The 5,702-nt window shown below is 63.3% G+C and carries 5 protein-coding genes; 1 reads left to right on the top strand and 4 read right to left on the bottom strand.

What is annotated here, in order from left to right; genetic code table 11:
• Positions 1-233: 233 nt before the first annotated feature.
• Together M9890_15200 and M9890_15195 are read right to left on the bottom strand one after the other, a co-directional pair.
• Positions 234-782 carry a DUF1684 domain-containing protein gene (locus M9890_15200; protein MCO5178300.1) on the bottom strand — a complete coding sequence of 183 codons (549 nt, stop codon included), beginning with the start codon at positions 780-782 and terminating at the stop codon, positions 234-236.
• A 56-nt stretch (positions 783-838) separates the two neighbouring features.
• Positions 839-1,666: a hypothetical protein gene (locus M9890_15195; GenBank protein ID MCO5178299.1), complete on the bottom strand. Its 828-nt coding sequence runs from the start codon at positions 1,664-1,666 to the stop codon at positions 839-841.
• A 207-nt stretch (positions 1,667-1,873) separates the two neighbouring features.
• Here M9890_15195 and M9890_15190 point away from each other — a divergent pair, with 207 nt between their 5' ends.
• Positions 1,874-3,166, top strand: a complete 1,293-nt coding sequence (locus tag M9890_15190; GenBank protein MCO5178298.1) for an MFS transporter — start codon at positions 1,874-1,876, stop codon at positions 3,164-3,166.
• A 7-nt stretch (positions 3,167-3,173) separates the two neighbouring features.
• Here M9890_15190 and M9890_15185 read toward each other — a convergent pair whose 3' ends face one another.
• Positions 3,174-4,877, bottom strand: a complete 1,704-nt coding sequence (locus M9890_15185; GenBank protein ID MCO5178297.1) for a cation:proton antiporter — start codon at positions 4,875-4,877, stop codon at positions 3,174-3,176.
• 70 nt (positions 4,878-4,947) lie between these two features.
• Positions 4,948-5,364 (bottom strand): PPOX class F420-dependent oxidoreductase, encoded by a 417-nt coding sequence (locus M9890_15180; protein ID MCO5178296.1) that lies wholly within the window; start codon positions 5,362-5,364, stop codon positions 4,948-4,950.
• Between the last annotated feature and the right edge of the window lie 338 nt (positions 5,365-5,702).

The following is a 5,702-nucleotide window of genomic DNA, read 5'->3' as shown; positions in this document are numbered from 1 at the left end:
GTGCGCGCTCGAAATGACAGAAGAAGTGGGCGGTTGCCGCTCTGGCGGGCCATCATTGCCAGCAATGGCGAATAGTCCGGTCCGATAGCCACTCCCGAAATCTGTCATTTCGAACCGCAGTGAGAAATCTCCCACCCGTTCGATGCAGCCGGATGCAGGCACGCACCAACGCACGAGGCCACATGGGTGGTTGCCCATGTGGCCTCGTGCGGTTCGTCGAGCGCGAGTCGCCTCTATTCCGCCTCGTTGGATTCCTTGTTGGGATACTTCTTTTCGCCGGCTTCGATCGGAACGCGCAGCCAGTTCTCCATCGGCGGGACGGTGCAGACCCAGTTGTCGTTGTACTGGCAGTACGGCGCGTAAGCGTAGTTGAAGTCGACTGACAGTCGGCCGTCCGGCCGCTCCTGCGGGTCGACGGTGCGACCTGCGCCATAGGTGTGGACGTTGTTGGTCGTATCGCGGAACGGGATCAGCAGTCGCCCGCGCTCCGGCTCGCGATAGACCATCAGCGTCACGTCCTGTCCGTCCACGTTGAACGTGATCCTGCCATGCGGGATGTACTCGCGGGCCTCGCCGGTCGTGGTCGGCAGCTCCACCGGGTCGTGCGGTACGTCGGTATCGACCTCCAGCACGAACGCCAGATCGGTGTTCTCTTCGAAATAGTCCAGCGGGACGAAGCTCGCCTTCTGCGCCTCAGTCAGCGGCGAATGCTCGTTCGTGCGCATGAACTCATCGCGGCGCTGTCGAAAGCCGGCCAGTCGCGATGGTCGTGTCGTCGTCATGATCGTGGGCTCCTCTCGGATCTCTATACCCCATGGGGGTATTTTACCAGATGCGACTAGTCCTTCGTCTTCGGATCTGGCTCGCCTTCGATCCGCAGCCACGCCTTCATGCGCTGCTTGATGTCGTCGATCGACTCCTCGGCCGCCAGCTGGCGCTTCACCGTCGACCAGCCGCCGCGCTCGGTCTCGTAGATCGACTGGCCGCCGTGGATGCGGAGGAAGGCGGCACGGTCGGCGAACTGGATCAGGAACCAGTCATAGAGCATAGTCGGCTGCGGCGCAGCGCCGTGCAGGTAGAGCGGATGGTAAGCACCGTCGACCTGCTGGTCATCGACGTAGATCTCGCGCGCGGCCACGACACCCGGCACCTCGATGATCAGTTCGGTGATGGCCGCGTAGAGGCGTGGGTACTGCACCTTGCGCTCGCGCCAGCGCATGCCGAGGTCGAGCGGCAGCAGCGAGCCGGGCCGGATCTCGGCCAGCACCGATGCGATCGCCTTCTCCGGATCGGAGCGCAGCGCCTTGCCGAGGGTCAGGCGATCCGCGCCGCTCGGCTTGGTGAGGCGCGGCGCGTCCTTGCCATCGACCATGACCATGCCGTAGCGGTTCGCTGTCTCACGCGCAAATGAGGTCGAGGTGGTGCGACGGGTGAGCAGGAATCGATCCCAGCCGCTCTCGGGATGGAAGATCGGCAGCGCGTCAATCGCCGCGCTGGCATATCGCGAACCCACGATTGCGTTCGCAGTGATCCAGCCGAGGGCGAACGCCAGTCGGTCCGGCGTTGCGAGATAGGCAACGTCCTCCGGGGTGTCCTCGGCAAGGGGCACCTGCTCAAGCTCGCTGTAATTGTTGATTGCGAGCTCGACCTGTTCACGAATGTCCATAAAGGCGTACTCCACCTGTTCAGCACAACGGTTTTCGCGCGCCATCCAATTGGCCACGTTCGGGTATCGCAAAGCGACACAATGCGACCCGTATCGTTTATGATGATAGACGTTCGCGCCATCGAAAATCAGAAAATTCACGGTGTTTGTCGAAATACGCCAATTTACCGGTCACTCAGCATCGCTTTTGGGGGAGGCGCTACCGCAATGCAGGATCAACGCCAGGAACGTTCGATCTTTGGAATCTACACCGGCTGGGTCGTTGTCATCGCCGTCATGCTGACATTGGCGATCAGTTCCGGTGGGCGGTTCCTGTTTGGCGTTGTGCTGAAGCCGGTCAGTGACGAGTTCGGCTGGGACCGCGCCGATCTTGCGCTGGCGGTCACGATCAGTGTCGTGGCGCTGTCGTTCCTGCAGCCCGCCGTCGGCTGGTTGGTGGATCGCTACGGCTCTCGCCGCATCCTGATCGGCGGCGTCATCATCACAGCGATCGCGATGCTGCCGATGACGGTCGTCAACAGCCTCTGGCAGGTCTACGTGTTCTACGGCATCCTGGCGGCCTTCGGCTTCGCCGCGACCTCGCCGGTAAATACCACCGCGCTGGTGAATGGCTGGTTCGAGAAGCGCCGCGGACTGGCGCTCTCGATGGCAACCTCCGGCTCGGCCTACGGCCAACTGCTGATCGTCCCGATCGCCACCGTCATCCTGATGAACTGGGGCTGGCGCGCAAGCTATCTGGCGATCACCATCGCCATGCTGGTGATGATCCTGCCGATCTCGATCATGTTCATCAGAGACGCGCCGCGCAATCGCACCGCGGTCGGCAATGTCACCAGGGTCGATGACCGGCCCAAGGTGTCGCTCAAGCGTGCCGTCCGCTCGGCGGTCTATTGGCAGCTGTCATTCGGCATGTTCGTCTGCGGCTTCACGATGTCGTTCACCTCGGTCCACATGATCCCGTACCTCACCGACATGCCGGAGCACTCGACGCACACAATGCAGACAACCGCCTCGCTGGCGCTCTCGGTCGTCGGTGCCTGCAGCATCGTTGGCGCGATTGTGATGGGCTTCCTGTCCGACCGCGCCGGTCACCGACAGATGCTGGCGCTGACCTACTTCCTGCGCGGCATGTCGTTCCTGGTGCTGCTGGCGGTCGGCTCATGGATTCCCGGCATCTTCCTCGCTGCGGTCGTGCTGGGCATTTCGTGGACATCAACGACCCCGCTCGCCGCGGCCATGGCCGGCAATATCTATGGTCGCGCATCAATGGCGACGATCTTCGGCTTCATCTTCACCGCGATGAATGTCGGCTCGGGCGTCGGTGCCTGGCTGGCCGGTCTGGATTACGACATCACCGGCAACTATCACGCCTCGCTGCTTGCCAATATCGGCATGGGCGTCGCAGCGGCAGTCGTGACACTGTCTATCCGCGAGCGACCGATCGAGGCGGCTCCGGCGACGGTTCCGGGGCTGGCTCCTTCCGCCGCTGCGGGCGACTGATCAAGCGCTACTCGACTTCTTCAAGCTCGTAGTAAATGGACCGTCTTCGCTGCGTGATCGCCGCGATCTGGCGCTGGTCGAGGCCGTGCAGGTGCAGGACGTGCCGCACCAGTTCCAGGCTCGCCTCGAACTCCGGCTGGATCACTTCGTTTGCACCGAGCTCGTGCAACCGTCGCATCTGCTCCTGGCTACGAGCGCGTGCGATGATATCCACGCGCGGGTTCAGCTTGCGGGCAACCGTCACTGCCACCTCGGCCGCCAGCGGATCAGAGATCGCGACCGCCAGCGAGCGCGAGTGGGCGACACCCAGCTTCTCCATCAGGTCGGGATTACCGGCGTCGCCGTAGATCGCCGTGAACCCTTTTGCCTGCGCCAGCCGCACAGCCGGCAGATCGTTATCGACCACCAGAAACTGGAAGCCGCGCCGGTGGAGCGACTCGGCGAGCTGCGTGCCCAGCCGCCCGTAGCCGCAGATGATCGTGTGGCGACGCAGGGCCGTATCGAGAATCGGCTCGAAGAGTTCCGCCGGCGTCTCAGTACTCCCCCGATTGGGTAGCACCCCCAGCAGATGCGGCGTCGCGTTGACCAGCAGCGGCGCGAGGATGAGCGTCCCGAGTGACAACGCCAGGATCAGTCGATACTGCTCGTCACTGATGATCTCGTAACCCAGCGCCTCGCTGGCGACGATGAACGACACCTCGCCGACCTGCGCCAGCAACACGCCAGCCATCAGCGCGGAGGAGCGCGACAGATGGAACCCGCGCAGCACACCGGCCATGATCGCCGTCTTGCCGATCAGGATGATCAGCACCAGGGCGATGATCGTGAAGAGCTGGCTGCCAACCAGGTTGAGATCGAGCAGCATCCCGATCGAGACGAAGAAGAGCGTCGCGAACGAATCGCGCAACGGGGTGATGTCCACAAGCACCTGATGCGAGAAATCGGACTCCGACACGATCAGGCCAGCGAGGAACGCGCCGAGCGCGATCGACAGCCCGGCGCGTTCGGTCACCAGCGCAGCGCCGAGCGCAATGACGATGATCGCCAGAACGAAGAGCTCGCGCGACTTGGTGCGCTCGACCAGCTCCAGCAGCGCCGGCACGAGGAGCAGGCCAAGGATCATCACCGCCGCCAACACGGCAGCCGCAATACCAACCGACCGACCGATACTGGCGAGGACGTTCCCACTGCCGGTGTCGGCGAGAATCGGCAGGCTGACGAGGATCGGCACCAGCGCCAGGTCCTGAAAGATGGCGATGCCGCCCGTCGCGCGCCCGTGGCGGGTCTCCATCTCGCCGCGCAGCATCAGCATCTTGATCGCGACCGCAGACGATCCGAGCGCCACGGCCATACCGAAGACAATCGCCGCCGTCGTCGACCAGCCCAGCACCAGCCCGATCACGATCCCGGCCAGCATGGTGATAACGATCTGCAGTGTGCCGCCGCCGATGGCGATCCGCCGGATGTGCAGCAGCTCTCGCAGGGAGAACTCGACGCCGAGCGAAAACATGAGGAAAGCAACGCCGAGCTCGGCGAGCGTCTGGACAATCTCCAGATCAAGGACGACGCCCGGTGTCGATGGCGCGATCAGGATACCGGCAATCAGATAGCCAAGGATGACCGGTGCGTTGAGGCGGCGCGCGACGACACCACCGGCAAACGCAGCGGCCAGGGCTACACCAATCGTGAAAACCAGATGCGGATGATCCACCAAGTATCCCGTCGGTCGTACGAGGGATTCAAAAGGTCAACAAATGCGGCACTGCCGGAGGGCAGCAGGGTCAGGCCGGAGGCTGTCGATGGCGGCTGCTCACCCGTGTCGCGTGGATCTCGATCAGCACGCGAGGATCAGCCGAGAGAGATTCGACATAGCCGTCAGCCCGATCGCTAATGTAGCGGGCTGCAATCTGGCGCAGCTCTGCGCGCGCAGCCGCGTCGTCTCGCACGAGGCTCGCTTGCCCGCGCACCGTTACATAGGCGTACGGATTCTCCGGATCGGTCACGACCACACTCACACGCGGGTCGTTCGCAATGTGCCGCGCCTTCAACGCTGACGCCGGCGCGATCATTCGCACCACATCATCGGCAAACCTGAACCACATGACGGTCGAATGCGGCTCGCCACTGGCGAACAGCGTGGTCAGTACGGCAACTACTGGCTTGTCTAGCAGGCCACGGTCATCCCCGGTAAAGCTCATTCCGCCACGCTCCCCCATGCCTGCGCCGTCTCACTCAACGGCCCCGACTACCCCACTCGCTTCCGACCGGTCCTCGGGACACGTACTCATGATAGCGGGAAAATACCTGTCATCGCCACGCAGCAGGCACAAGGCACGGACTTTGCGACCATGATCGGGACGTCATCTGCACGCCCAGCCACAAGCGGGCGAACCATCTGAGGACACAGACAATGGCCGATACCACGGACGCTGCGCGACAGGCTGCCGCGCGGCTCGCAGAAGTACTCCGCGAAGCACTCGCCTCGCTGCAACATGTCGAACGCGAGATCCCGGCGCTCAGCCGCGATGAAGACGAC

The sequence above is a fragment of the Thermomicrobiales bacterium genome (genome assembly GCA_023954495.1).
Lineage (GTDB): Bacteria > Chloroflexota > Chloroflexia > Thermomicrobiales > CFX8 > JAMLIA01.
Note: the sequence above shows the minus strand (reverse complement) of the source record. Positions and strands in the feature narration are given on the sequence as shown.

Coding starts and splice junctions, on each gene's coding strand:
- M9890_15190 (MCO5178298.1), top strand. CDS start 1,874: ATGCAGGATCAACGCCAGGAACGTTCGATCTTTGGAATCTACACCGGC.
- M9890_15180 (MCO5178296.1), bottom strand. CDS start 5,364: ATGAGCTTTACCGGGGATGACCGTGGCCTGCTAGACAAGCCAGTAGTT.
- M9890_15195 (MCO5178299.1), bottom strand. CDS start 1,666: ATGGACATTCGTGAACAGGTCGAGCTCGCAATCAACAATTACAGCGAG.
- M9890_15200 (MCO5178300.1), bottom strand. CDS start 782: ATGACGACGACACGACCATCGCGACTGGCCGGCTTTCGACAGCGCCGC.